The 25,383-nt window shown below is 68.1% G+C and carries 19 protein-coding genes and 1 pseudogene; 12 read left to right on the forward strand and 8 right to left on the reverse strand.

Annotation, left to right across the window (positions count from 1 at the left end; translation table 11 throughout):
* Nucleotides 1-10 precede the first annotated feature (10 nt).
* The 3 genes from ALI44B_RS16495 to secA all read left to right on the forward strand — a co-directional run bounded on the left by ALI44B_RS16495 (nt 11) and on the right by secA (nt 4,624).
* Nucleotides 11-874, forward strand: coding sequence for a ComF family protein (locus ALI44B_RS16495; RefSeq protein WP_077055319.1), 864 nt, complete (start codon nt 11-13; stop codon nt 872-874).
* Entirely contained in the window at nt 864-1,529 is a 666-nt protein-coding gene (gene hpf, locus ALI44B_RS14825; RefSeq protein ID WP_077055320.1) for a ribosome hibernation-promoting factor, HPF/YfiA family, read from the forward strand. The genes ALI44B_RS16495 and hpf overlap by 11 nt, the downstream gene beginning before the upstream one ends.
* A 251-nt stretch (nt 1,530-1,780) precedes the next feature.
* Nucleotides 1,781-4,624, forward strand: a complete 2,844-nt coding sequence (gene secA, locus ALI44B_RS14830) for a preprotein translocase subunit SecA (RefSeq protein ID WP_077055661.1) — start codon at nt 1,781-1,783, stop codon at nt 4,622-4,624.
* Nucleotides 4,625-4,895: 271 nt separating this feature from the next.
* Here secA and ALI44B_RS14835 read toward each other — a convergent pair whose 3' ends face one another.
* Nucleotides 4,896-5,399 (reverse strand): Rv3235 family protein, encoded by a 504-nt coding sequence (locus ALI44B_RS14835; protein ID WP_083710085.1) that lies wholly within the window; start codon nt 5,397-5,399, stop codon nt 4,896-4,898.
* Nucleotides 5,400-5,619: 220 nt separating this feature from the next.
* Here ALI44B_RS14835 and ALI44B_RS14840 point away from each other — a divergent pair, with 220 nt between their 5' ends.
* Nucleotides 5,620-7,113: a sensor histidine kinase gene (locus tag ALI44B_RS14840; protein ID WP_077055321.1), complete on the forward strand. Its 1,494-nt coding sequence runs from the start codon at nt 5,620-5,622 to the stop codon at nt 7,111-7,113.
* Between the two features lie 126 nt (nt 7,114-7,239).
* Here ALI44B_RS14840 and ALI44B_RS14845 read toward each other — a convergent pair whose 3' ends face one another.
* On the reverse strand, nt 7,240-7,488 hold the full coding sequence (locus tag ALI44B_RS14845) for a WhiB family transcriptional regulator (RefSeq protein ID WP_077055322.1): 249 nt from the start codon (nt 7,486-7,488) through the stop codon (nt 7,240-7,242).
* A gap of 361 nt (nt 7,489-7,849) precedes the next feature.
* Here ALI44B_RS14845 and ALI44B_RS14850 point away from each other — a divergent pair, with 361 nt between their 5' ends.
* Entirely contained in the window at nt 7,850-8,287 is a 438-nt protein-coding gene (locus ALI44B_RS14850; RefSeq protein WP_077055662.1) for a hypothetical protein, read from the forward strand.
* Between the two features lie 19 nt (nt 8,288-8,306).
* On the opposite strand, the gene bcp is transcribed toward ALI44B_RS14850, so the two are convergent.
* The 3 genes from bcp to aroA all read right to left on the reverse strand — a co-directional run bounded on the left by bcp (nt 8,307) and on the right by aroA (nt 11,370).
* Nucleotides 8,307-8,786, reverse strand: coding sequence for a thioredoxin-dependent thiol peroxidase (bcp, locus tag ALI44B_RS14855; RefSeq protein ID WP_077055323.1), 480 nt, complete (start codon nt 8,784-8,786; stop codon nt 8,307-8,309).
* Between the two features lie 104 nt (nt 8,787-8,890).
* Nucleotides 8,891-9,922 (reverse strand): ribosome small subunit-dependent GTPase A, encoded by a 1,032-nt coding sequence (rsgA, locus tag ALI44B_RS14860; RefSeq protein ID WP_077055324.1) that lies wholly within the window; start codon nt 9,920-9,922, stop codon nt 8,891-8,893.
* Nucleotides 9,922-11,370 carry a 3-phosphoshikimate 1-carboxyvinyltransferase gene (gene aroA, locus ALI44B_RS14865; protein WP_083710086.1) on the reverse strand — a complete coding sequence of 483 codons (1,449 nt, stop codon included), beginning with the start codon at nt 11,368-11,370 and terminating at the stop codon, nt 9,922-9,924. Before aroA ends, rsgA begins: the two co-directional genes overlap by 1 nt.
* Before the next feature lie 118 nt (nt 11,371-11,488).
* Here aroA and ALI44B_RS14870 point away from each other — a divergent pair, with 118 nt between their 5' ends.
* Both ALI44B_RS14870 and ALI44B_RS14875 read left to right on the forward strand, forming a co-directional pair.
* The gene (locus ALI44B_RS14870; RefSeq protein WP_179100282.1) at nt 11,489-12,109 is read left to right on the forward strand and encodes a sigma-70 family RNA polymerase sigma factor; all 621 of its coding nucleotides are present in this window, start codon (nt 11,489-11,491) and stop codon (nt 12,107-12,109) included.
* Complete coding sequence (locus ALI44B_RS14875; RefSeq protein WP_077055326.1) at nt 12,106-12,348, forward strand: zf-HC2 domain-containing protein; 243 nt, start codon at nt 12,106-12,108, stop codon at nt 12,346-12,348. The genes ALI44B_RS14870 and ALI44B_RS14875 overlap by 4 nt, the downstream gene beginning before the upstream one ends.
* 66 nt (nt 12,349-12,414) lie before the next feature.
* On the opposite strand, the gene ALI44B_RS14880 is transcribed toward ALI44B_RS14875, so the two are convergent.
* A complete protein-coding gene (locus ALI44B_RS14880; RefSeq protein ID WP_077055327.1) occupies nt 12,415-14,127 on the reverse strand; it encodes a cation:proton antiporter in 1,713 nt (570 codons plus the stop codon).
* Between the two features lie 89 nt (nt 14,128-14,216).
* Complete coding sequence (locus ALI44B_RS14885) at nt 14,217-18,029, reverse strand: multifunctional oxoglutarate decarboxylase/oxoglutarate dehydrogenase thiamine pyrophosphate-binding subunit/dihydrolipoyllysine-residue succinyltransferase subunit (protein ID WP_179100283.1); 3,813 nt, start codon at nt 18,027-18,029, stop codon at nt 14,217-14,219.
* 135 nt (nt 18,030-18,164) lie between these two features.
* Here ALI44B_RS14885 and guaB1 point away from each other — a divergent pair, with 135 nt between their 5' ends.
* The 3 genes and pseudogenes from guaB1 to ALI44B_RS14900 all read left to right on the forward strand — a co-directional run bounded on the left by guaB1 (nt 18,165) and on the right by ALI44B_RS14900 (nt 22,488).
* Nucleotides 18,165-19,604 carry a GMP reductase gene (gene guaB1, locus ALI44B_RS14890; RefSeq protein ID WP_077055328.1) on the forward strand — a complete coding sequence of 480 codons (1,440 nt, stop codon included), beginning with the start codon at nt 18,165-18,167 and terminating at the stop codon, nt 19,602-19,604.
* A gap of 191 nt (nt 19,605-19,795) precedes the next feature.
* Nucleotides 19,796-21,103: pseudogene (locus ALI44B_RS14895) on the forward strand (hemolysin family protein); the annotation flags it as partial.
* A gap of 320 nt (nt 21,104-21,423) precedes the next feature.
* Complete coding sequence (locus tag ALI44B_RS14900) at nt 21,424-22,488, forward strand: hemolysin family protein (RefSeq protein WP_077055329.1); 1,065 nt, start codon at nt 21,424-21,426, stop codon at nt 22,486-22,488.
* A 150-nt stretch (nt 22,489-22,638) separates the two neighbouring features.
* Here ALI44B_RS14900 and ALI44B_RS14905 read toward each other — a convergent pair whose 3' ends face one another.
* Entirely contained in the window at nt 22,639-23,718 is a 1,080-nt protein-coding gene (locus ALI44B_RS14905) for an NADH:flavin oxidoreductase/NADH oxidase (protein ID WP_077055330.1), read from the reverse strand.
* A gap of 141 nt (nt 23,719-23,859) precedes the next feature.
* Between ALI44B_RS14905 and ALI44B_RS14910 the strand changes: the two genes are divergently transcribed.
* Nucleotides 23,860-24,732: an ADP-dependent NAD(P)H-hydrate dehydratase gene (locus ALI44B_RS14910; protein WP_077055331.1), complete on the forward strand. Its 873-nt coding sequence runs from the start codon at nt 23,860-23,862 to the stop codon at nt 24,730-24,732.
* A 165-nt stretch (nt 24,733-24,897) separates the two neighbouring features.
* A complete protein-coding gene (locus ALI44B_RS14915) occupies nt 24,898-25,380 on the forward strand; it encodes an FMN-binding protein (protein WP_077055664.1) in 483 nt (160 codons plus the stop codon).
* Nucleotides 25,381-25,383 lie beyond the last annotated feature (3 nt).

Consider the following 25,383-nt stretch of genomic DNA (forward strand, 5'->3'; position numbering starts at 1 on the left):
TGCTCGGGACATGACCGATCTCGTTTCGACCCCCGCCCCCGAGTGGCACTCGCCGTTCGCGGCCGCCCTCGGGTGGGCCCTGCCGCTCAGCTGTGTGGGCTGCCAGACGCCCGACCATCCCCTCTGCGACTCCTGCCTCGGCCGGGCCGCGCTGTCGGCGCCTCCGCCGCGCGCGCTCGCCGACGGCACGATCGTCTTCGCGGGCAGCTCCTACGCCGACGAGGCCAGGCGCGCCATCGTCGCCTTCAAGACCGAGGGGTTCACCGTCATCGACAAGCGCCTCGCGGTTCTGCTGGGCGCCGCGGTGACGGCCGCCTGTCTCGATGTCACCGACGCCCTTCCCGCCGACGCGAGTTGGCTCGCCGCCGTGCGCGAACGCGACGGCCTCGCCACGCGACGCCGTCCGGTGCTCTTCGTGCCCGTCCCCTCATCGCGACGGGGCTACCGCGCCCGCGGCTACCGGCCCGTCGACCGCGTGCTCGGCCGAACCGGCCACATCGCGACGCCCGCGCTCGCCTATGTGCGCCAACCCTCCGACCAGATCGGCCTCGATGCCGACGAACGGGCGGCCAACATGCGCGGCAGCATGCGCACGACGCGCCGCGTCGGCGGTCGCACCGTGATCCTGATCGACGATGTCTGCACGACCGGAGCAACCCTCACAGAAGCTGCTGCCGTGCTGCGCGCGGCCGGCGCCCGCCGCGTGTGCGCGGCCGTCATCGCCGCCACACCGCTTCGTTCGCTATCGGCACAACCCGCCCAGACTGTCAGTGACTTCTCCGTTGAGGGGGACTACGGTGGGGCCAAAGGCGTGGAAGAACCGCCCGAATTATCCGGCGGCACGCCCTATCGAGGAGGTCGCTGTGGAAACTAACATCGTCGGACTAGGTCTCGGACTCACCGATCGATTTCGCGATTACGTCGAAGAGAAATCCGAGAAGGTCGAGCACCTCAACGAGAAGGCTCTCGCCTTCGAGGTGAAGGTCTCGCGTCACAACGACAAATCGGGTCGCGCGGGTGACGACCGCGTCGAGCTCACGCTCATCGGCCCCGGCCCGCTGGTGCGCGCCGAGAGCTCGGGGTCCGACAAATACGTCGCCTTCGACCTCGCAATCGCCAAACTCATCGAGCAGGTGCGCCGCGCAAAAGACCGTCGCAAGGTTCACCGCGGAAAGCACCGCACCTCGCTGCACGCTGCGGCCGCCGAGGGGTTTAGCGGCATCGACATCCAGCCCGCCGACGGCGAGATCATCGAGGCCGTCGCGACGGGTGCCGTGCCCACGCAGCAGGTCGTCGACGATGAACAGCCCGAGGACTACAGTCCCGTCGTCATCCGCCAGAAGGTCTTCCCGGCCGAATGGATGACGGTCGACGACGCCGTCGATCGCATGGAACTCGTCGGTCACGACTTCTTCCTGTTCATCGACGCCAAGACCGACCGCCCGAGCGTCGTCTACCGACGCAAGGGCTGGGACTACGGCGTCATCGGCCTCGACGAAGAGGCGGGCGCCTCGCAGAAACGAGCCTGAGCACACGCCGTCACGCGCATAATCGCGCGGGCTTTCCCGAACGCCGCGTGCAGCCATCCGAGCTGCACGCGGCGTTCACTCATTTACAGCGTGTGCACACCGGTCGCCCCGCTAACATAGAGTGCGGTCCGGGCAGAATTGCCCGACGTCAGTCGTGCACACGGCACGACGCGCTCACACGATCGGCGCCCACGGGCATCGAACATCGCGCGGCGCATATGACGCGCACCGAGACAACTGGAGTTCAATTCGTGGCCTCAATTCTGGAGAAGGTTCTTCGAGTCGGCGAAGGACGCACGCTGAGGAAGCTAGAGAACCTCGCGAAAGCGGTCAACGCCCTCGAAGACGACTTCGCCGACCTCACCGACGAAGAACTGAAGAACGAAACCGCCGAGCTGCGCGGCCGACACGAGAAGGGCGAGTCGCTCGACGACCTGCTGCCCGAGGCGTTCGCCGCCGTTCGCGAGGCCTCCAAGCGCACCCTCGGCCTGCGGCACTTCGACGTGCAGCTCATGGGTGGCGCGGCGCTCCACCTCGGCAACATCGCCGAGATGAAGACCGGTGAGGGCAAGACGCTCGTCGCCACGCTCCCGGCCTACCTCAACGCCATCGCGGGCAAGGGCGTTCACGTCATCACGGTCAACGACTACCTCGCCACCTACCAGTCCGAGCTCATGGGTCGCGTCTTCCGTGCCCTCGGCATGACCACGGGTGTCATCCTCTCGGGCCAGACGCCCGCCGAGCGCCGCGAGCAGTACGCGGCCGACATCACCTACGGCACCAACAACGAATTCGGCTTCGACTACCTGCGCGACAACATGGCCTGGCAGTCGGCGGACCTCGTGCAGCGCGGCCACTTCTTCGCCGTGGTCGACGAGGTCGACTCCATCCTCATCGACGAGGCGCGCACGCCGCTCATCATCTCGGGCCCGTCGTCGGGTGAGGCCAACCGGTGGTTCACCGAGTTCGCGCGCATCGCCAAGACGCTCACGCCCGGTGAAGACTACGAGGTCGACGAGAAGAAGCGCACCGTCGGTGTGCTCGAGCCCGGCATCGAGAAGATCGAGGACTACCTCGGCATCGACAACCTCTATGAGTCGGCCAACACGCCGCTCATCTCGTTCCTCAACAACAGCATCAAGGCCGTCGCCCTCTTCAAGAAAGACAAGGACTACGTCGTGATGAACGGCGAGGTCATGATCGTCGACGAGCACACGGGCCGCATCCTGATGGGCCGCCGCTACAACGAGGGCATCCACCAGGCCATCGAGGCCAAGGAGGGCGTGGCCGTCAAGGCCGAGAACCAGACGCTCGCCACCGTCACGCTGCAGAACTACTTCCGCCTCTACGAGAAGCTGTCCGGCATGACCGGTACGGCCGAGACCGAGGCCGCCGAGTTCATGTCCACCTACAAGCTCGGCGTGGTGGCCATCCCCACCAACCGCAGCATGCAGCGCATCGACCAGTCCGACCTCGTCTACAAGAACGAAGAGACGAAGTTCCAGCAGGTCGTCGAAGACATCGCCGAGCGCCACGAGAAGGGTCAGCCCGTCCTCGTCGGCACCACGAGCGTCGAGAAGAGCGAATACCTCTCTCGCCTGCTGGCGAAGAAGGGCATCCGGCACGAGGTCCTCAACGCCAAGAACCACGCGCGTGAGGCCGCCATCGTTGCCCAGGCGGGTCGCCTCGGCTCCGTCACCGTGGCCACCAACATGGCCGGCCGCGGAACCGACATCATGCTGGGCGGCAACGCCGAGTTCCTCGCCGTTCAGGAAATGAACCAGAAGGGTCTGAGCCCCGTCGAGACCCCCGAAGAATACGAAGCCCAGTGGGACGACGTGTTCAAGGCCGTCAAGGCCGAGGTCGGCGAAGAGGCCGAAAAGGTCATCGCCGCCGGCGGCCTCTACGTGCTCGGCACCGAGCGCCACGAGTCCCGCCGCATCGACAACCAGCTGCGCGGTCGTTCCGGCCGTCAGGGCGACCCGGGCGAGAGCCGCTTCTACCTGTCGCTCACCGACGACCTCATGCGCCTGTTCAACTCGGGCGCCGCCGAAGCCCTCATGGGCCGCAACGGCGTGCCCGACGACATCGCCATCGAGTCGAAGGTCGTCAGCCGGGCCATCCGCAGCGCGCAGTCGCAGGTCGAGTCGCGCAACGCCGAGATCCGCAAGAACGTGCTCAAGTACGACGACGTCCTCAACCGCCAGCGCGAGGCCATCTACTCCGACCGCCGCCACATCCTCGAGGGTGACGATCTGCACGAACGCACGCAGAAGTTCCTCGAGAGCGTCATCGACGAGGTCCTCGACGTGCACGTGGCCGACGGCAACGGCGACGACTGGGACTTCGACGCCCTGTGGGTCGAACTGAAGACGCTCTACCCGATCGGCCTCACGGTCGACGAGGTCGTTGCCGAGGCCGGCCGCAAGGGCAAGCTCGACCGCGACTTCCTGCGCCGCGAGATCCTGTCCGACGCGAAGCTCGCCTACAAGCGCCGCGAAGAGCAGCTCGGCTCCGAGGCCATGCGTGAACTCGAGCGCCGCGTCGTGCTGCAGGTCATCGACCGCCGCTGGCGCGACCACCTCTACGAGATGGACTACCTGAAGGACGGCATCGGGCTGCGCGCCATGGCGCAGCGCGACCCGCTGGTCGAGTACCAGCGCGAGGGTTACGCCATGTTCCAGCAGATGATGGGCCAGATCCGCGAAGAATCCGTGGGCTACCTCTTCAACCTCGAGGTCGAAGTGAACCGCCCGTCGGCGGACGACATCGCGGCCACCGTCTCCGCCAAGGGACTCGAGCGACCCGCCGGCGAAGAGGAGAAGCTCAGCTTCACCGCCGCCAACGACGCGGGCGAGGTCGAGGTGCGCAACCAGAAGGGCCAGATCGAGAAGGCGGCCACCAACCGTGCGCAGCGTCAGGCCGAGAGCCAGAAGGCCGCAGCAGCCGCCGACGGCGACGAGCCTGCCGAGGCCCCGAGCCGCCCGCAAGACGCCCCCAAGGGCGGCGCACGCGGCGCGTTCGGGCAGTCGTCAGGCTCAGCGCCCGCGGCCGCCAACCGCGCCGAACGTCGCGGCCAGGCCAAGAAGAAGTAACGCTCGCCCGTCGCGCCCCGTCCACCGACGACGGCCCGGCAGGCCGAGCTCACGAAGGGTGCCACTCCTCAGGGGGTGGCACCCTTCGCGCTGTCTTGCTCCGGGTTGCGCCCCTCGCACGGCGGAGGACAGGGGTGGCACGCGATACTCTGCCGCGCGATAAGGCCGGCCCGTCGGGCTGCAGTCGGCAGGGGCGGCGCCCTTCGCGTTGCGCGGGCACCGGGCCAGAGCGAGCGCGCCAGCACGGTCACCGGGGGGCCCGCACGGGCGGCTACAGAACGTGGATGGCACTCGCGCGCCACCGGCCCCCCTCCCACTCGATACGGATGGCGACGGCGCGCGTGCGATCGCGCATGGTGACCGTCACGACACCGTCGACGATGGTCTCCCCGGTGCGGAAGGCGCTGACGCGCGTGCCGAGGATCACGGGACGCTTGCCGACCGCCCCGCGCACCCGGCGCGCTCGGCTGGCGACGGTTACGCGGATGCTGAGGTGTTCGTAGACCTCGCGCGTGACCCAGCGGCCCAGCTGCTCCAGGTCGCGCGCCCCGGCGATCACCTCGATGGCCGACAGGGCCAGGTTTTCGAGCACGGGTTCGGGCGTTCGGATGTCGCGTGCCGCCGCATCCGACGCGTGCCGGACGACTGGGCCCCGATCGGATGTGTGCTCGCTGCTGTACTCGGTGACACCCGTGACGACGCGGAGGCCGTCCTGGCCGGTTGCGCTGACTGTCGTGGGGGAGTCGGACGGCGTGTTCGGAAAAGGCGGTGTCATGCGGCTCCTTGATCTCTCGGCACACGGCGAGAGGACCACTGCCCTCCCGGCGCGCGCCGAGTGACCGTCAGAAAATCTGACGGTCGGTTCGGATACGGTGCCGCCGGGTGGGGGAGGAGCGACGAAGGGCAACTCAATCAGGTGCGCCACCGGTCGGTCTAGAGCATCGTTGCCCTGTGGAAAACCGAGTCGGGTCGCCGCGCCCCCATAGACTGGTCGGGTGTCAACGCTCAGTGATTTGGTTCATGCCCAGGGTCTCTCCACCGATGCCGAGGTCGACTGGTTGCACATGCTCGTGGGCGACGCGCAGTTGCTCGCCGACCTCGCCTTCGCCGATATCGTGCTGTGGATTCCCACCCCCGACGAGGGTTTCATCGCCGTGGCGCACTACCGCCCCTCGAGCGCGGCAACGCTGTTCTACCGCGACTTCGTGGGCCAGGCGATCAAGCCGCAGTGGCGCAAACAGGTCACCGACGCCTTCGAATCCGGCAAGATCATCGACTCGTCGGCACCGGACTGGTACGAAGAGACCCCCACGCGCGTGCGGGCGGTTCCCGTCATCCGCCGTCTGACCTCCTCGGGCTCCGAGAATGCGCCGACGCCCATCGCTGTGCTCACCCGCCACACCAACCTGGGCGAGGCGCGCACACCGAGCCGCCAAGAGCTCACGTTCAACGACTGCGCCAACGACCTGTTCCAGATGATCGCGACGGGCGACTTTCCCGACCTGTCGGCCCCCACGGGCCCCCGACGCGGCGCACCGCGCGCCTCCGACGGCCTCATTCGCCTCGACGTCGAGGGCATCACCACGTTCGCCAGCCCCAACGCGCTGTCGGCCTTCAACCGCATGGGTTTCGCCGAAGAGCTCGAGGGCGAGTCATTGGCCGAGGTCACCACGCAGATCCTTCCGTCGAAGCAGGACATCGACGAGTCGCTGCCGCTCGTCGTCACGGGCCGGGCGCCGTGGCGCACCGACATCGAGGCCCGCGGTGTGACGGTGTCGTTGCGCGCCATCCCCCTGCGCCACAACGGCGAGCGGGTGGGTGCCATCGTGCTGTGCCGCGACGTCTCCGAGCTGCGGCACCAGGAGCGCGAGCTCATCACCAAAGACGCGACCATCCGCGAGATCCACCACCGCGTCAAGAACAACCTGCAGACGGTCGCGTCGTTGCTCCGCATCCAGGCCCGCCGCACGCATTCCGACGGGGCGCGCGAGGCGCTCACACAGGCCATGCGTCGCGTCGCCGCCATCGCCGTCGTGCACGACACGCTGTCAGAGGGCCTCAACCAGCAGGTCGACTTCGACGAGGTCTTCGACCGCGTGCTCATGCTCATCGCCGAGGTGGCGTCGTCGCACAACACCACGGTGCACCCCAAGAAGACGGGCACGTTCGGCGTCCTGCCGAGCGAATACGCCACGCCCCTCGCCCTGGCGCTGACCGAGCTGGTCACCAACGCCGTCGAGCACGGCCTGGCGGGTCGCGAGGGCGAGGTCGAGATCGTCGCCGAACGCACGGATGAGGGTCTGTCCGTGCTCGTGCGCGACGACGGCTACGGCCTTCCCGAGGGCAAGGTCGGTTCGGGTCTCGGCACGCAGATCGTTCGCACGCTGATCCAGGGCGAGCTGGGCGGCACCATCGACTGGCACACCGTCACGGGCAGCGGCACCGAGGTCACCATCGAGATGCCGTTCCGCTACATCGAGACCTCTTAGCAACCCCGCGCACACAGAAACGTCCCGGTGCGAATCTGGTGAGGATTCGCACCGGGACGTCGGTGCTGTGTGCGGAATGCGGCGGTGCTAGGTGGCCGCGTATGAGTCTGTGGTGAGGTGCTCCGACTAGGAGGCGCGGCGTGCGCGGGCCGCACGGCGCTTGAGGGCACGTCGTTCGTCTTCGCTGAGGCCGCCCCAGACGCCCGAGTCCTGTCCGGTCTCGAGCGCGTACTGCAGGCATACTTCGGTGACCGAGCAGCGTGCGCAGACGGCCTTGGCCTTGTCGATCTGGTCGACAGCCGGACCCGTGTTCCCGACGGGGAAGAAGAGTTCGGGGTCCGCCGTGAGGCAAGCAGCCTTATCGCGCCAATCCATGGGGGTGCTCCTTTTGTGATTCTCGGGGATGTCGACCGATCGGTCGAGAGTTCGTCGAGGCCGAGTTGCAGAGTGGTTTCCGTCTGGATGTCTTGTGCAGCGTTCGCACCCCCGAAGTCGTGTTTTCATAAGCACGCCACAAAACGCGTCGATCTGACGCGAATTGTCGTGTGAAATGAACCCAGTAGACTTCGGTATCATCGCCCGCTCGCAGCGGTTCGATAAGAGGATGCTCTTCGTGCACCGATCACCGATCGGAATGTGCTCACCACCCTGTGAGCGTCAACTCAGCCTCAAATATGGTCGCATACTGGATGTGGCAAATCAATAGTTTTGTATGGGATTCGTGGTGACTTCGCACATGTCTGATTCTGAGAGTTCAACTCCCGTTCACGGGCGACACGCCGGTGGGCCGCTGTTTACGGCGCTCATTATCCTGTTGTTCATCGAAGCGGCGGGCATGATTGCGGTCACGGGCTGGCTCGTGGTGGACCTCTTCACGCTCACGCCCGACTCCTACACGAGCGCGATTGCGATACTCGTTCTCGCGATTCTGGCGTCGATCTGGATCAGCGCCGTCGCGGTGTCGTCCATCCGCCGGGCACCGTGGATCCGCGCCGGAGCCGTCATCTGGCAAATTCTGCAGCTGTCGGTCGCGGTCGGCGCCCTGCAGGGCACGTTCGCGCGCGCCGACATCGGCCTGGCGCTGCTGATCCCGTCGCTGCTCGGCCTCGTCCTGCTGTTCATGCCGCCCGTCGTGGCCGCCGTGAAGCGCCCTGACGAATACCCCGCCGAGTAGCCTCGGGCCAGCGGCCGCTCTAAGCGTCGACGCCGAGCTTCTTGCGCAGCGACGCGACGTGGCCGGTTGCCTTCACATTGTAGAGCGCCAACTCGATCAGCCCGTCGGTGCCGATGACGAAGGTGGAGCGCAGCACACCCGTCACGACCTTGCCGTAGAGGTTCTTCTCGCCATAGGCGCCGTAGGCCTGGTGCACGGCGAGGTCGGCGTCGCTCAGCAGCGGGAACGTGAGCTCGTCGCGCGCGGCGAACTCGGCCAGCTTGGCGGGGGAGTCTTTCGAGACACCGAGAACCGTGTAACCGGCACCGGCGAGCGACGCGATGTTGTCGCGAAAATCACACGCCTGGGTGGTGCAGCCCGGCGTCATGGCGGCGGGGTAGAAGTAGAGGATGACCTTTTGGCCGGCGTAGTCGGCATTGCTGACCATCTCTCCGTCTTGGTTCTGCAACGAGAAGACGGGGGCCGGGTCACCGGCGGACAAACGGATGCTTTCGGTCATGCATCCATTCTAGGTTCGCGGTCTGACAACGCCCGCCGCGCGGGGTGCACGCTTACCGCGCAGATCGGTGGCCCACAGATCGGCCGTCGGCAGAGCACGCCCGCTCAGGCGAAGGTTGTGAGCAGGCGCTGCAACGAGTCGAGCCGCGCCGGGCCGTTGGCGCCGAGCTCGCCCGATTCGGCGGCCTCGATGATGGCGCAATCGGGCGCGTCGGGCAGGTGCGTGCAGCCCCGCGGGCACCGCTCGGCCACGACGGCGAGATCGCTGAAGGCCTTGAGGATGTTGTCGGTGTTGATGTGCCCGAGACCGAACGACCGCACGCCGGGCGTATCGATGACCCATCCGGCCCCCTCTGGCCGCTGGAAGCGATAGGAGATCGTGGACGAGGACGTGTGCCGCCCGCGGCCCGTCACGAGGTTCACGTGGCCCGTGGCGCGTTCGGCCGTGGGCACGAGCGCGTTGACGAGCGTCGACTTGCCCACACCCGAGTGCCCCACGAAGACCGTGCTGTGCCCCACGAGAGCCGCGCCGATCTCGTCGACGGGCATGGCGCCCTGGCGTGAGGTGTAGACGGGAAAGTCGAGTCCCGTGAAGTTCTTGAGAAAATCGCTCGGGTCGGCGAGGTCGGTCTTGGTGATGCACAGGATGGGCTCGATGCCGGCGTCGTAGGCGGCGATGAGGTAGCGGTCCACGAGCCGGGCCCGCGGTTCGGGGTTGGCGGCCGCCACGACGAGCAGCATCTGGTCGGCGTTCGCCACGATCACGCGCTCGACCTCGTCGGTGTCGTCGGCGCTGCGGCGCAGCAACGTGGAGCGTTCGCGCACGCGCACGACGCGCCCGAGCGTGCCCTCGTCGCCGGTGAGGTCGCCCACGACATCCACCTGATCGCCCGTGACGGGTTTCATGCGCAATTCACGAGCGCGGGATGCCGAGATGCGGTGTTCGTTCTCGCCGTCCTCGTCGACGAGCAACGAGTAACGGCCGCGGTCGACCCCGAGCACGCGCGCGATCTGGGCATCCTCGTGGGCCGGACGGGTCTTGGTGCGCGGCCGGTTGCCCTTGGGGTTCGGCCGCACCTTGATGCGCGATTCGTCGTAGTCGGGCTCGTCGTCCTCGCCCGTGTCCCACCAGGTCATCAGGCGTCCGGCTGCGTCGTGGGGGATGACACGGACGGCGACGCCGGCGACGTGACGGGCGAGGTCCGTGGGGTCGCAACGGGCGTGGCCGGCACGGCAGGCCCCTGCAACATCTGACCCCAGAGTTGGGTGAACTGCGGCAGCGTCTTGGCGGTCGTCGCCACGTTCTCGATCACGACGCCCGGCACGGCCAAACCGATGATGGCGCCGGCCGTGGCCATGCGGTGATCGTGGTAGCTGTGCCAGAGCCCGCCCCGCAACGGCTTCGGCTCGATGTAGAGGCCGTCCTCGAGTTCGGTCACGTTCCCGCCCAGCGCATTGATCTCGGCGGCCAGCGCGGCGAGCCGGTCGGTCTCGTGGTGGCGGATGTGGCCGATGCCCGTGATGGTCGACGGCGAATCGGCCAACGCGGCGAGGGCCACGAGGGGAGGAGCGAGTTCTCCGCCCGTGGTCAGGTCGAGCGTGACGCCCGAAATTGTTCCGGATGCCTCCACTGTCAGCCTGTCGCCGTCCCGCGTCACGGTCGCGCCGAAGTGGGGCAGCAGCTCGATGAGGTCGGCGCCGACCTGCGTCGTGGTCTCGGGCCATGCGGTGATCGTCACGCGGCCACCGGCAACGAGCACGGCCGCCAAGAAGGGCGCGGCGTTAGAAAGGTCGGGTTCGATGTCGACCGTGCGCCCGGCGATGGGCTGCGGCGCCACCTGCCAGTGGCCCACCTGGGGCTGCTCGACGAGCACGCCGCGGGCCGCCAGGGCGTCGATGGTCATCTCGATATGGGGGATGCTGGGCAGTCGTTCGCCCGCGTGCGTGAGGTCGAGCCCCTCGTCGAACCGTGCGGCCGCGAGCAACAGGCCCGACACGAACTGGCTCGAGCTGGAGGCGTCGATGGTGACGGCACCGCCGCGCACCGAACCCGTGCCGTGCACCGTGAAGGGCAACGAGCCGCGGCCGTCGTCGTTGATGTCGACGCCGAGCGCCCGCAGCGACGCGATCATGGTGCGCATGGGGCGGCCGCGCGCCGACGTATCGGCGTCGAACGACGTGGGCCCGAGCGCGAGGCCCGCGACGGGCGGCACGAAACGCATGACGGTGCCGGCCAGCCCACAGTCGATGGTGGTGCTGCCGAACAGCTCGCCCGGCGTGACGCGCCAGTCGGCCCCGAAGGGACCAGCCCCCGGCAGCTCGTCGATAGTGGCGCCCAGGGCACGCAGGGCGTCGACCATGTTGCGGCTGTCCATGGAGTGCAGCGGCGCGCGCAGCAGCGACTCGCCGTCGGCCAGGGCCGCGAGCACGAGCTCCCGGTTGGTCAGCGACTTCGAGCCGGGCAGGCTGAGCGTGGCGTCGAGCGGCGCGTCGGCCACCGGAGCCGGCCAGCTGCCGTCATCCGGGACCTTGTCGCTCTCGCCGAAGATGTTGAACTCGGGCGCGGAATATTTCGATTCGAGCATCGTTTACCTAGGGTAGCGGCGAAATTGCCGCATGATGTCGAACGGAAGGCGAGAGCGGATGTCAATCGCAGTGCTCGAGCGGGAAGCCGATCAGGTCGCAGCCCTAGACTGGGACCTGATGACTACCGTCGATGACGAGGCTACGCCGAACGAGCCCACCGAATCAGAAGTTCGCGCGCTGTTCGAGGAGCAGGCACTGCCGTTCCTCGATCAGCTCTACGGTGCTGCGATGCGCATGACGAAGAACCCGCCCGACGCGCAAGATCTGGTGCAAGAGACGTTCGCCAAGGCATACGGGGCGTTCGGTCAGTTCCAACAGGGCACCAACCTCAAGGCGTGGCTCTACCGCATTCTCACGAACACGTACATCAACGTGTATCGCAAGAAGCAGCGCGAGCCCTATCAGGGCACCATCGACGACCTCGAGGACTGGCAGCTGGGCGGCGCCGAGTCGACCACCGCGTCATCCTCGCGATCGGCCGAGGCCGAGGCCATCGACCACATGCCCGACAGCGCCGTGAAAGACGCTCTGCAGTCGATCCCCGAAGACTTCCGTCTGGCGGTGTACCTCGCCGACGTCGAGGGCTTCGCCTACCAAGAGATCGCCGACATCATGAAAACCCCCATCGGGACGGTCATGAGCCGCTTGCACCGTGGCAGGCGCTTGCTCCGCGACCTTCTCGCCGACTATGCGCGCGACCGTGGTGTGGCCGCGCCCCCCGCAAGGAGAGCACGATGAGCGACTGCGGTTGCGACAAGGCAAAGAAAGACCTCGAGGAGTACCTGCGGAACGAAGTCTGCAGCACCGAGGCCTCCGATATCCGCGCGCACCTCGAAACGTGCGTCGACTGCCAGAACGAAGCTTTGGTGGCGCGCACGCTCACCGAGGCCGTGCAGCGCGCCTGCACCGAGGTGGCCCCCGAAGAGCTGAAGAACCAGGTCCTCGCCCGCCTCCGCGAGGTGCAGGGCACGCACTAGCGTCGCGTGGGGAATTCCGCGTCGGGCCTTCCGCGTCGGCGGGCTCTACAGAAGGGGCCGGGGCACTCAGTCGTGGGTGGCCTGGTCGAAGCGGGATTCTTCGATGTCGAGGAGTTGCTGGGCGCGGGCCAGCGTGCGAGAGCTGTAGCTGCCGGCGGAGCGGGCGTCGAGCAAGGCGGCGCGTTCGGCGTCGAGCACGATGCGCCGCAGCTCGCGGTATTGCTCGTGCGGGCCGACATCTTCTGAGGCATCCATGACCTCGGATGCCGCAGCCGACCGGGACTCGCTGTCCCCACGCACCCGGTCGACGACCTCGGGGTCGTAGGCGCCGCCATCCGCCCGTTTGAGGTCGGGGTTCTTGAGTGCCTCCACGCCCACGGACGACATGTCCTGGATGAGCGAGGCGTACTCCTGCCGATCGGCCTGCTCGTCGGTGCCGCGCACGCCCAGAAGGCGGATGACGGCGGGCAGCGTTCCACCCTGCAGCAGCAGCGTGATGACGGCGATGAAGAACGCGAGCAGGATGAGCTGCGGGCGGTAGGGCGTGTCGGCGGGCAGCGACTGCGCCGCCGCCAGGGTGACGACGCCGCGCATGCCGGACCAGGCAAGAACCGCCCCGCCCCGCCATCCGAGGCCCTCTGACTGCAGGAAGTCGAGGTCGGCCGCGCGTCTCGTGAAGAAGAGCGCCGCGCGGTTGCGGCGGCGCGGCTCGATGGCATCGTCGGGCATGGCGTCGAACCGGCGGCGGGCGGCCTCGAAACGCCCCGACTCGCGCACGGCGCGGCGCCCCTCGCGGCGCAGGAGCGCGATGAGCGGCACCACGAAGAGGAACCGCAGCACGATGAGCACGACCGTCACGAGGAGCGCCAGCGCGAGCGTGCGCTCGACCGAGAGCACGTTGTCGTCGACCGAGGCGATGAGCGTCGACAGCTCGGCGCCCATCAGCAGGAACACGCCGTTCTCGAGCACGAATTGCAGGGTGCGCCAGTTGAGCCGCTCGCTGATGCGGTCCTGCGCCGAGAAGTAGCGCGCGCTCTGGTGGCCCGTGACGAGACCCGCGACGACGACCGCGAGCACGCCCGAGGCGTTGAGCTCCTCGGCGGGGAGGTAGGCGATGAAGGGCACGGCGAACGAGATGGCCGTGGTGAGCACACTGTCCTTGAGCTTGGAGCGCACGAAGACCGTGACGAGGCCGATCAGGAGGCCCACGATCAGGGCGACGGCGACGGCGTAGAAGAAGTCGCCCACCACACCCCACAGCGAGACGGCTCCCGCGGTGGCCGCGATGGCGGAGCGCAGCAGCACCAGGGCCGACGCGTCGTTGACGAGACCCTCGCCCTCGAGCACCGTGACGAGGCGGGGCGGCAGGCCGAGCTTCTTGCCGATGGAGGTGGCGGCCACGGCATCCGTGGGGCTGATGACGGCGCCGAGCGCGATGGCGGCCGCGAGGTTGAGGTCGGGCAGCAACCAGAAGAGCAGCAGGCCGACGCCCAGCGCGGTCACGACGACGAGCAGCACCGACAGGCCCGTGATGGCCTTGAGGTTGCGGCGGAAGTCGACGAGTGGAACGTTGACCGCCGCCGAGTAGAGGAGCGGCGGCAGCACGCCGGCGAGGATCCACTCGGGCGGGATGTCGATCGACGGCACGCCCGGAATGAAGCTGTAGACGACGCCCACGACGACGAGCACGAGAGGTGCGGCCACACCGAGGCGGGACGAGAAGGCCGAGACGGCGACGATCGTGACGAGGGCGACGACGGCGGTCAGGGCGAGGTCCATGCAGTCAGCCTAAACCGCGGCACGCACGACACATCCCCGGTCCCGCAAGACGTGTGTCGGGCGGGACCGGGGATGTGAGGGACTATCGGCTACTGCTGGCGGAGAGCGTCTTTCAGGAGCGTGGACTGCTCGATGCCGTGGCGCTTGGCCGAACCCGTGGCGGGCGAGGCGGATGCCGGGCGGGAGACGACGCCGAGCGAGCGGTTGCCCAGCTGCTGCGAGAGCTCGAACTCCATGAACGGCCACGCGCCCTGGTTGGCGGGCTCGTCTTGCACCCACACGACCTCGGCGTTCGGGTAGCCGTCGACGATGTGCTTGATCTCGGCGGCGGGCAGCGGGTAGAGCTGCTCGACGCGCACGAGGGCGATCGTCTCGTCTGGCGCCTTTTCGAGCTCGTTGGCGAGGTCGTAGTGGATCTTGCCCGAGTGCAGCAGCACGCGCGTGACGGCGTTCTTGTCGGTGATGCGCTTGTCGTCGATCACGGGCTCGAACACGCCCGAGGTGAAGGCATCGACGTCGCTCGTGGCACCGCGCAGGCGCAGCATCGACTTCGGGGTGAAGACGACGAGCGGGCGGCGGGGGCGCGCGTAGGCCTGGCGGCGCAACAGGTGGAAGTACGACGCGGGCGTCGACGGGCGGGCCACGGTCATGTTGTTCTCGGCGCACAGCTGCAGGTAGCGCTCGATGCGGGCCGACGAGTGGTCGGGACCCTGGCCTTCGTAGCCGTGGGGGAGCAGCAGAACGAGGCCGGACCGCTGATCCCACTTCTGCTCGGCGCTCGACACGAACTCATCGATGATGGTCTGCGCGCCGTTGCCGAAGTCGCCGAACTGGGCTTCCCACAGCACGAGCGCGTCGGGGCGCTCGACCGAGTAGCCGTATTCGAAGCCCATGACGGCGTATTCCGACAGGAGCGAGTCGTAGATCCAGAAACGGGCCTGGTCGTCGGACAGGTTCGCGAGGGGCAGCCATTCCTGGCCGTTGAGGCGGTCGTGCAGCACGGCGTGGCGCTGGACGAACGTGCCGCGGCGGGAGTCCTGGCCGCTCATGCGCACCGGGGTGCCCTCGAGCAGCAGTGAACCGAGGGCGAGCAGCTCGCCGAAGGCCCAGTCGACCTTGCCGTTGCGGCTCATCTCGAAACGCTTCTGCAGCAACTGCTTGAGCTTCGGGTGCACCGTGAAGCCCTCGGGCGCGTTGTTGAACGCGTCGCCGATGTGCTCGATGACGCTCTGCTTGACGCCGGTCTCGTCGGGCTCGCCCGAGTAGCCGTCGTCGTCCTGCTCCTGCACGATGACAGGAATCGAGGATGTCTGGGCGGCGTGCGTCTCCTGGAAGGCCCGCTCGAGGCGGTCCTGGAAGTCGCGGTGCGACGCGTCGTACTCCTCCTGCGTGATGTCGCCGCGGCCGATGAGCGACTCGGTGTAGAGCTTGCGCACCGAACGCTTGGCCTCGATGAGGTTGTACATGAGGGGCTGCGTCATCGAGGGGTCGTCGCCCTCGTTGTGGCCGCGTCGGCGGTAGCACACGAGGTCGATGACGACGTCTTTGTGGAACGCCTGACGGAATTCGAAGGCCAGCTCCGCCACGCGCACGACGGCCTCGGGGTCGTCGCCGTTCACGTGCCAGATGGGCGCCTGGATGGCCTTGGCCACATCGGTCGAGTACACCGAGGTGCGGCCTTCTCCGGGGGGAGTCGTGAAGCCGACCTGGTTGTTGACGACGATGTGGATGGTGCCGCCCGTGCGGTATCCCCGCAGCTGCGACAGCTGCATGGTCTCGAGCACGACACCCTGGCCGGCCATGGCCGCGTCGCCGTGCACGAGGATAGGCAGCGTGGAGAACGTGCCGATGGGCTTGCGGTCCTGCTTGGCGCGGACGATGCCCTCGAGCACGCCGTCGACCGCTTCGAGGTGCGACGGGTTGGCGGCGAGGTAAACGGGCAGCTCGGAGCCATCCGCGGCCCGGAAGGTGCCCTCGTTGCCGAGGTGGTACTTGACGTCGCCCGAGCCGTGGCTGTCGCGCGAGGACTGCGTGCCCTCGAACTCGCGGAAGATCTGGCCGTAGGTCTTGCCGGCGATGTTGCTCAGCACGTTGAGGCGGCCGCGGTGGGCCATGCCGATCGCGGCGCCGTCGAGCCCGGCCGAGGCGGCACCCTGCAGGATGGTGTCGAGCAGCGCGATGGTGGACTCGGAGCCCTCGAGGCTGAAACGCTTCTGGCCCACGTACTTGGTCTGCAGGAACGTCTCGAACGCCTCGGCCTCGTTGAGCTTGCCGAGGATGCGCATCTGCTCGTCGTGCATGGGCTTGGCGTAGGGGCGCTCGACCTTGGACTGGATCCACTTGCGCTGGGCCGGGTCTTGGATGTGCATGTACTCGAGGCCGATGGTGCGGCAGTACGAGTCGCGCAGAACACCCAGGATGTCTCGCAGCTTGGCCTGGCGCTTGTCGCCGAACTCGCCCGTGACGAACTCGCGGTCCAAGTCCCAGAAGGTGAGGCCGTGGTTGGCGATGTCGAGGTCGGGGTGCGAACGCTGCACGTATTCGAGCGGGTCGATGTCGGCCATGAGGTGGCCGCGCACGCGGAACGCGTTGATGAGCTCTTGCACGCGGGCCGTCTTCGACACCGTGTCGCTCAGGTCGACCGAGATGTCGGAGGCCCAGTGGATGGGGTCGTAGGGGATGCGCAGGGCCGCGAAGATGTTCTCGTAGAAGTCGCGCTGGCCGAGCAGCAGCTCGTGCACCTTCTTCAGGTATTCACCCGAGCCGGCACCCTGGATGACGCGGTGGTCGTAGGTGGAGGTCAGCGTGATGGTCTTGCCGATGCCGAGCTCGACGAGCGTGTGCTCGGACGCGCCCTGGAACTCGGCGGGGTATTCGAGGGCGCCGGCGCCGATGATGCACCCCTGGCCCTTCATGAGGCGGGGCACGGAGTGCACGGTGCCGATGCCGCCCGGGTTGGTGAGCGAGATCGTGACGCCCTGGAAGTCGGCCGCCGCGAGCTTGCCGCCACGGGCGCGCTTGACGAGGTCCTCATATGCGACGAGGTATTCGCCGAACGTGAGCGTGTCGGCCTTCTTGATGCCGGGCACCATGAGAGAGCGCGTGCCGTCGGGCTTCGGCAGGTCGATGGCGATGCCGAGGTTGATGTGCGCGGGGGCGATGACGCTGGGCTTGCCGTCGATCTCGCCGTAGGCCACGTTCTGGCTCGGGAACTCTTTCAGCGCTTGGATGAGCGCCCAGCCGATGAGGTGGGTGAAGCTCACCTTTCCGCCGCGGGCACGCTTCAGGTGGTTGTTGATCACGATGCGGTTGTCGATCATGAGCTTGGCCGGGATGGTGCGCACACTCGTCGCCGTGGGCACCGTGAGCGAGGCATCCATGTTGGTGGCGAGAGTCTTGGACATGCCGCGCAGGGGAGTGACGGTGTCTTGCGGCTCGTCGGCCGGGGCATCGGAGGAGACGGTCTTCTGGGGGGCCGTGACGGGCGCATCGGCCGGGATGGGGGTGGGCTTCGCGGGGGCCGACGTGGTGCGGGCCACGGGCTGGGCCTTCGACTCGTCGGTGGACTGCGTGGCGGTCGCGGCCGAGGTCTTGGGGGCCGCCTGGGGCGGGGTGCCGAGGGCGGGCGCCGAGGTGGTGGGAGCGGCCGGCGTGCCGGGCTTCTGCGACTGGTCCGCGGCGGGTGCGGATGCGGGGGCAGCGGCGGCGGGCGCGGATGCCGGGGCCGCAGCCGCCTCGCCCTTCACGGCGTGGTAGCGCTCGAGGGTGGGCCACCACGACTCGTCGACGGAATTCTTATCGACGACGTACTGCTCGTACAGTTCTTCGACGAGCCATTCGTTGGCTCCAAATTCGGCCGACGAACCTTCGTCGGTTCCTACGCCGGTCACCTGGCTCGACACTAGGGATCGCCCACTCTCTCCGTTGATATCTGATCGACGAGGCGCTGTCACACGACGCTCGTCGCGTCCAATCATCAAGCCTAAACCCTTCGTCCGACCGCCGCATTGTCAGGAGGTGGCGTTAGCGTTACGGGTATGGAGTTCTATGGCCAAGCGCCCGCCTTCGATCTGACCTATTCCGACGTCTTCCTGGTGCCCTCGCGCTCCGGCATCACGAGCAGAATGGATGTCTCGCTCGCCACCGACGACGGCACGGGCGCCCAGATCCCCATCGTGTCGGCCAACATGAACTCGGTCACGGGACCGCGGCTCGCGGCATCCCTGGCCCGGCGCGGCGGGCTCGGCGTGCTGCCGCAAGATCTGCCCTTGCAAGACCTCGACCACGCCATCCGGTGGGTGAAAGAACAGCCGACCGCGTTCGACACTCCCGTGCGCATGACGGCCGACGCGACCGTGGCCGACGCCCTGCTCGCGCTGCCGCCCGTCTCGGGGCACGGTGTCGTGGTCGAAGACGACCACGGGCGTTTCCTCGGCGCCATCCCCTCGACCCGCCTGGGCTCGGCGCTCGCCGATGCCACGCTCGGCAATCTGCTGCACGGCTCGGTGGCCTCGATCGATGCCGACGACGTGCCGACCGCGCGCGCCGCCTTCGACATCATGGTCGCCGCCGACCTCGACTTCGCGCCCGTGCTGCGCCACGGCATCGTCATCGGCACGCTCAGCCGCACCTCGGCGCTGCGTTCCACGCTCTATACGCCCGCTCTCGACAGCGACGGGCGACTCGTCGTGGCTTCGGCGCTCGGCATCAACGGAGACGTGGCGGCCAAGGCATCCGCCCTGGCCCGTGCGGGCGTCGACGTGCTCGTGCTCGATACGGCTCACGGGCACCAGGAGGGCATGCTCGAGGCGCTCGCCACGGTGTCGAAGCTCGACCTGGGCATTCCCCTCGTGGCGGGCAACGTCGTGTCAGAGGCCGGCGTGCGCGACCTCGTGGGCGCGGGCGCCAACATCATCAAGGTGGGCGTCGGCCCGGGTGCCATGTGCACGACGCGCATGATGACGGCCGTCGGGCGCCCGCAGTTCTCGGCCGTGCTCGAGACCGCCGAGACGGCGACCGAGCTGGGCGCGCACGTGTGGGCCGACGGCGGAGTGCGCTACCCGCGCGATGTGGCCCTCGCGCTGGCGGCCGGGGCATCCAGCGTTATGGTCGGCTCCTGGTTCGCCGGCACGATCGAGGCACCGGGCAACCTGCGCACCGACGACGATGGTCGGCTCTACAAAGAGAGCTGGGGCATGGCCTCGACCAAGGCCGTCGTCGAGCGCTTCGGGCGTCTCGACCCCTACGAGCTCGCGCGCAAGATGCTCTTCGCCGAGGGCATCTCGTCGTCCAAGATCTACCTCGACCCGCTGCGGCCGTCGCTCGAAGACCTGCTCGACATGATCACGTCGGGCCTGCGTTCGTCGTTCACCTACGCGGGGGCGACCTCGCTGGCCGAGTTCCGTGAGCGCGCCCGCGTGGGCCTGCAGTCGGCGTCGGGTTACGAAGAAGGCAAGGCCCTGCCCGTCTCCTGGTGAGACAGGCTTCTTGGTCAGGCGCCTGCCTGGTGAGACCCAGGGTTCGCCGGTATAGTTGGGCGAATAATGGATGACCCTCCTTCATCGTCTGTGTCCCTGACTTCTTCATCTAGGCCCTTCCGCGGCACCTCATCGAGGCTCCTCGTCGACGTTCGCGTGCTCAGCCTCCGAATCGGGGTGGTGTTCGCGTGATGTACGAGTGGATCATGCTCGGAGTGGGCATCGTCCTTACGATCGGCACCGGCCTCTTCGTGGCCAGCGAGTTCGCGCTCGTCAACCTCGATCGTTCCGACCTCGAAGCCCGGCGCGAGCGCGGTGAGACCAAGCTCAGCATGACGATCGCCGCGCTGCGCATCACGTCGACGCACCTGTCGAGCGCGCAGCTGGGCATCACGCTCACGACGCTGCTCACGGGTTACACCATGGAGCCGGCGCTCTCGTCGCTTCTGGCGGGCCCGCTTGGCGCCGTCGGTCTGCCCGAGGACGTCGTGCCCGTGATCGCCACGCCCATCGCGCTCGTGATCGCCACGCTCGCGTCGATGGTCATCGGCGAGCTCGTGCCCAAGAACTTCGCGCTGGCGCTGCCCATCCAGACCGCCAAGCTCGTCATCCCGTTCCAGACGCTCTTCACGACCGTGTTCAAACCGGCCATCGTCGTGCTGAACGGCAGCGCCAACGGCCTGCTGCGTTCGGTCGGCATCGAGCCGAAGGAAGAGCTGTCCGGCGCCCGCACGGCCGAGGAGCTCTCGAGCCTCGTGCGCCGCTCCGCCAGCGCGGGTGTGCTCGAGCAAGACACGGCCACGCTGCTCAACCGCACGCTGCAGTTCGCCAACCACGACGCATCCGATGTGATGACGCCCCGGCCGCGCGTGGCGTGGGTGCAGCGCACCGACTCCGCCCAGGCCGTCGTCGACCTCGCCCGGTCGACGGGTTACTCCCGGTTCCCCGTGGTCGACGAGGGCATCGACGACATCGTGGGCGTCGTGCACGTGAAGCAGGCCGTCGCCGTGCCGCGCGCCCGGCGTTCCGAGGTGCCGGCATCCGCCCTCATGACCGAGGCGATCCGGGTGCCCGAGACCATGCGCCTCGACACGCTCCTCTCCGAGCTGCGCGGCCGCGGCTATCAGATGGCCGTCGTGCTCGACGAATACGGCGGAACGGCCGGCGTCGCCACGCTCGAAGACCTCGTCGAAGAGATCGTCGGCGAAGTGGTCGACGAACACGACCGCACGCGTGCCGGCATCGTGCGCGCCCGCGGGTCGATCGCGTTCCCCGGCAGCCTGAGGCCCGACGAACTGCTCGAGAGCACGGGCATCCACGTGCCCGAGGATGGGCCGTATGAGACCGTCGCCGGTTTCGTGATGAGCGAGCTCGGCCGGTTGCCCGAACAGGGTGACGAGGTCGAGACCGCCGACGGCACGCTCAAGGTGGAACGCCTCGACGGGCGTCGCATCGACCGCCTGCGCTTCACCGAACGCCCCGTCGATGACACCGACGAGACCGAGGGTCGCGATGGATCGTCGGCACGCGCCGCGCGAACCGCCGAACGGGAGGCAACGCGAGCCGCTGACCGCGCCGAACGGGCGGCCGACCGGGCCGACCGCGCCGCGGACCGGGCCGACCGGGATGCCACGCGCGACGCGACCAGGGAAGCCGCGCGCGCCGCGCAGACCGAGAAGCGTGAGCAGTCCGCCATCTCCGCGAAATCGGCCCGCACCCGCGCGGCCGACGCCGTGCTCGAGGGCCGTGGCGAAGTCGCCGAATCGGTAGAAACCGTTGACCGCACTGAACGCGCCACCACGAAGAAGGGAGACCGATCATGAGCGATTGGGCAGGAATAGCCTGGCTCGTCGTGCTGCTGCTCGGAAACGCCTTCTTCGTCGGCGCCGAGTTCGCCGTCATCTCGGCCCGCCGCTCGCAGATCGAACCCCTCGCCGAACAGGGCAAACGCAGCGCCATCACGGCGCTCTGGGCCATGGAACACGCCACGCTCATGCTGGCCACGAGCCAGCTCGGCATCACGGTGTGTTCGCTGCTCATCCTGAACGTGTCGGAGCCCGCCATCCACCACCTGCTCGAGGTGCCGCTGGCGCTCACGGGGCTGCCCGAGGAGTTCATCTCGACCATCGCGTTCGTCATCGCGCTGATCGTCGTGTCCTACCTGCACGTCGTCTTCGGCGAGATGGTGCCCAAGAACCTGTCCTTCTCGATTCCCGATCGCGCCGTGCTGCTTTTGGCGCCGCCGCTCGTGTTCGTGTCGCGGGTGTTCAAGCCCATCATCTGGTCGCTCAACGCCGTCGCCAACCTCGTGCTGCGGCTGTTCCGCGTCGAGCCAAAAGACGAGGCAGCCTCGACATTCACGCTGGATGAGGTGGCCACCATCGTCGGCCAGTCGACGCGAGAAGGCGTGCTCGAAGACTCGACCGGCGCTCTCGTGGCGGCTTTCGAGTTCACCGAGAAGAAGGCCCGCGACGTGGCCGTGCCGCTCGACCAGCTCGTGACGCTGGGCGAGGACGCGACGACCGAAGACCTGGAGCGCTCCGTGGCGCGCCACGGGTTCTCGCGGTACGTGGTGGTCGACGACGAGTCGGTACCCGTCGGCTATCTGCACCTGAAGGACGTGCTGAAGCTCGAAGCCGACGAAGAGCCGGGGGAGGAGACCCTGCCGATCCCGTCGAAGCGCGTGCGTCAGCTGGTCTCCATCTTTGACGACACCGATCTCGAAGACGCGCTCACGTCGATGCGCCGCAGCGGCTCGCACCTCGCGCGGACCTTCGACACCGAGGGCACGACCACGGGCGTGCTGTTCCTCGAGGACATTATCGAGGAACTCGTCGGCGAGGTCGAAGACGCCACGCAGCGCGGGCAGCGACAGCGCGGCTGACGGGTGGCGGTTACGCGCTGACGGGCTGAAGGGCTGGCGAGCCAGCCGACAAGCCACCGTGCAGCATCCGTCTGGCGCAGAGAAAAGGCGGCCACCCCCGAGGGGATGGTCGCCTTTTTTCGTACGTCAGCGAGAGCGGACCATTGCGAGCTAGCCGCGCGGCGCGCGCTCGTACTGGCCGGGCAGGTAGTCGAGCGTGTCGCCCAGCTCGAAGGCCGCACGGGCCGCGAAGTGCGGGTCGCGCAGGAACTCGCGCCCGGCCATGACGGCGTCGGCGTCGCCCGTCGCGACGATCTTGTCGGCCTGAGCCGGTTCGGTGATGAGACCGACGGCCGAGACCGGGACGCCGGCCTGCTGCTTCACGTGCGCGGCGAACGGCACCTGGTAGCCGGGTCCGACCGTGATGTTGGCCGCGGGCACGTTGCCGCCCGACGAGATGTCGAAGAGGTCGGCACCGGCGTCTCGGGCCCAGCCGGCCACCGTGGCGGTGTCATCCTCGTTCCACCCGCCCTCGGTCCAGTCGCTGGCCGAGAAGCGCACGAAGAGGGCCAGATCGCCGGCGACCTCGCGGATGGCTTCGACGACGCGCAGCAGCAGGCGGGCACGGTTCTCGAGCGAGCCGCCGTATTCGTCGGTGCGGTCGTTCGACAGGGGAGACAGGAACTGGTGCAGCAGGTAGCCGTGGGCGGCGTGGATCTCGAGCACGTCGAAACCGGCCAGGCGGGCACGCACGGCGGCGCTGCGGAAGTCCTCGACGACCTTCTCGATGCCGTCGGCGTCGAGCGCCTCGGGGGTGGCGTAGTCGCCGAAGGGAACGGCCGACGGGCCGACGGTCTGCCAGCCGCCATCCGAGAGGGGCACCGAACCGTGGCCCGTGTGCGGTCCCCAGGGCGCGAAGGTGGAGGCCTTGCGCCCCGCGTGCGCGAGCTGGATGCCGGCGGCGGCGCCCTGGGAGTGCAGGAAGTCGACGATGCGCACCCAGGCATCCTTCTGCTCGTCGTTCCAGATGCCGGTGTCCTCGGGCGAGATGCGGCCCTCGGGGCTGACGGCCGTGGCCTCGGTGACGACGAGACCCGCGCCGCCCGACGCGTACTGCCCGAGGTGGACGAGGTGCCAGTCGACGGGGATCCCGTCGCGCTCCATGACCGAGTACTGGCACATGGGCGCCACCCAGAGGCGGTTGCGCAGCGTGAGCGTGCGGACGGTGAGGGGGCTGAAGAGGTGAGACATCCTGCTCCTTGTGAGGCTGAACGAGCTGATCGACGGGCGTGCCGCCGATCGACGGTGTGGGGGCGATTCGGTGCGAACACACGCGCGCCACAGGAGACAAGCGGCCTGCGCCGCGAGATATTCCGGCCGTAGGGTGGAGGCATGAGCGAGTGGACGGCATTCACCGACGACGACGCGGCACGCTGGATCGCCGTGCCCGGCCCCGACGACGACAAGTACTCGCGCGGGGTGCTGGGCGCCATCACGGGTTCGGCCTCCTACCCGGGCGCCGCCGTGCTGAGCGTGCAGGCGGCGCACCGCACGGGCGTGGGAATGGTGCGCTACCTGGGCCCGCGGCATCCGAGCGAGTTGGTGCTGGCCCGGCGGCCCGAGGTCGTCACGGCCGACGGACGCGTGCAGGCCTGGGTGATCGGCTCGGGCATCGACGAGCGGGCACTGAAGCCGAAACGTCGCGCTCGCATCATCCGTGCCCTCGAATCGGGGGACCCGGCCGTGATCGACGCGGGTGTGTTGGGACTCTTCGTCGACCACCGCGTCCACGCCACCCCGGGCGACGAACGCACGAAGACGATCCTGACGCCGCATTTCTCCGAGCTCGTGGTGCTGCTCGGGCGCGCGGGCATCGACACCGACGTGGATGCCGTGAAGAGCGCCCCGGCGGACTGGGCCGTGCGTGCCGCCGAGGCCTCGGGCTCCGTGGTGCTGCTGAAGGGCAACACGACCTACATCGCCGACCCGGACGGCGCACGCCTCACGGTCTCGGGGGCGCCCTCCTGGCTCGCGACCGCGGGCTCGGGCGACGTGCTGGGCGGGGTGCTGGGCGCGCTCGTCGCCACGCACCGTGACGAGATCGATGCGGATGCCGGAGCGCTGGCACCCTTGGCCGCCACGGGTGCCCTGCTGCACGCGCGGGCCGCCGAGCTGGCGTCGGGCGGGGGACCGGTCGCGGCGCTCGACGTGGCCGATGCGGTCGGATCGGCGATAAAAAGTTGCCTGAATTCGGCCCCACACTAACGTTCAGGTAACCCATCGGCGTCGCCCGGATTCACGGGCACTTCTTCGGATGCCGCGTCATTCCGGGCATCGGGCGCATAGCCTGTTCATAGAATGTTCCCAGTAGTAGCCGCGGTTCGCTTCCTACGGTTGGACCACATCTACCGCCACAGGGAGCAGATCACCATGAAGACCAGTACTCGACAGAACACCGCCGTAGCACTCGCCGGAATCGCCGTGATCGGGGGCCTCGCGGGGTGCTCCTCCGCCGGGGCCGACGCCGAGGGCACGGGCAGCACGAGCGCCAGCACGCCGGCCGCGGGATCCACCTCGGAATCGTCGTCGGGCGCCGCCGGTTCGGGCGCCGACGCCAGCGCGCTGAAGGACGGCACCTATACGGAAGACGGCTCCTACAACTCCCCGGGTGGAGAAGAGTCGATCACCGTGAAGCTGACCCTCGCGGGCGGTGTGATCGAAGACCTCGACGTGACGTCGAACGCCACCAACCCGAACTCGAAGAAGTATCAGGGCGAGTTCGTCGACGGCATCAACGACATCGTCGTGGGCAAGTCGATTGACGACCTCAACGTGTCGAAGGTGGCCGGGTCGTCGCTCACGAGCGGCGGCTTCAACGACGCCATCGACAAGATCATCGCCGACGCCTCCTAGTGT

Source organism: Leifsonia sp. ALI-44-B, assembly GCF_001984125.1.
GTDB lineage: Bacteria > Actinomycetota > Actinomycetes > Actinomycetales > Microbacteriaceae > Okibacterium.

Excerpts from the sequence above, each read along its gene's own strand:
- ALI44B_RS16495 (WP_077055319.1), top strand. The coding sequence starts at position 11 with ATGACCGATCTCGTTTCGACCCCCGCCCCCGAGTGGCACTCGCCGTTC.
- ALI44B_RS14835 (WP_083710085.1), bottom strand. The coding sequence starts at position 5,399 with ATGACACCGCCTTTTCCGAACACGCCGTCCGACTCCCCCACGACAGTC.
- ALI44B_RS14845 (WP_077055322.1), bottom strand. The coding sequence starts at position 7,488 with ATGGATTGGCGCGATAAGGCTGCTTGCCTCACGGCGGACCCCGAACTC.
- ALI44B_RS14850 (WP_077055662.1), top strand. The coding sequence starts at position 7,850 with ATGTCTGATTCTGAGAGTTCAACTCCCGTTCACGGGCGACACGCCGGT.
- bcp (WP_077055323.1), bottom strand. The coding sequence starts at position 8,786 with ATGACCGAAAGCATCCGTTTGTCCGCCGGTGACCCGGCCCCCGTCTTC.
- rsgA (WP_077055324.1), bottom strand. The coding sequence starts at position 9,922 with ATGACCTGGTGGGACACGGGCGAGGACGACGAGCCCGACTACGACGAA.
- aroA (WP_083710086.1), bottom strand. The coding sequence starts at position 11,370 with ATGCTCGAATCGAAATATTCCGCGCCCGAGTTCAACATCTTCGGCGAG.
- ALI44B_RS14870 (WP_179100282.1), top strand. The coding sequence starts at position 11,489 with ATGACTACCGTCGATGACGAGGCTACGCCGAACGAGCCCACCGAATCA.
- ALI44B_RS14875 (WP_077055326.1), top strand. The coding sequence starts at position 12,106 with ATGAGCGACTGCGGTTGCGACAAGGCAAAGAAAGACCTCGAGGAGTAC.
- ALI44B_RS14880 (WP_077055327.1), bottom strand. The coding sequence starts at position 14,127 with ATGGACCTCGCCCTGACCGCCGTCGTCGCCCTCGTCACGATCGTCGCC.
- guaB1 (WP_077055328.1), top strand. The coding sequence starts at position 18,165 with ATGGAGTTCTATGGCCAAGCGCCCGCCTTCGATCTGACCTATTCCGAC.
- ALI44B_RS14900 (WP_077055329.1), top strand. The coding sequence starts at position 21,424 with ATGAGCGATTGGGCAGGAATAGCCTGGCTCGTCGTGCTGCTGCTCGGA.
- ALI44B_RS14905 (WP_077055330.1), bottom strand. The coding sequence starts at position 23,718 with ATGTCTCACCTCTTCAGCCCCCTCACCGTCCGCACGCTCACGCTGCGC.
- ALI44B_RS14910 (WP_077055331.1), top strand. The coding sequence starts at position 23,860 with ATGAGCGAGTGGACGGCATTCACCGACGACGACGCGGCACGCTGGATC.
- ALI44B_RS14915 (WP_077055664.1), top strand. The coding sequence starts at position 24,898 with ATGAAGACCAGTACTCGACAGAACACCGCCGTAGCACTCGCCGGAATC.